Genomic DNA, 293 nt, shown 5'->3' with positions numbered 1-293 from the left:
CGGGTGGTCCGGGTATAGATTATCAATACTTTGATGACACCTATTATCTCTACAGGCCAGGCAAGCATAAATCCGGTGGCGAGTATGTGAACGGCCATACCAGTCCTGAGTTTCCAGGTGCTGCGTGGGGAACGGTGGTGTTTATGAAAGCATCTTTAGCCCATTTAACGGAAGGTTATAAGGCCAACTATCAAAACCTGCCGGACAAAGAGCCGGAGGTGGTGGGCTATAAGGGCTGGACCCGAATGCACTGCGATATGGATGCAGGGAAATAATCTGCAATGGGATATGCC

General features: G+C 49.8%; 1 pseudogene. It reads left to right on the top strand.

The features are described from left to right. Positions 1 to 275, top strand: a pseudogene (locus OGX86_RS00285) (T6SS immunity protein Tli3 family protein); the annotation flags it as partial. Positions 276 to 293 lie beyond the last annotated feature (18 nt).

This window comes from Citrobacter sp. Cpo040, assembly GCF_030332915.1.
GTDB classification, from domain to species: Bacteria; Pseudomonadota; Gammaproteobacteria; order Enterobacterales; family Enterobacteriaceae; genus Citrobacter; species Citrobacter portucalensis.
Note: the sequence above shows the minus strand (reverse complement) of the source record. Positions and strands in the feature narration are given on the sequence as shown.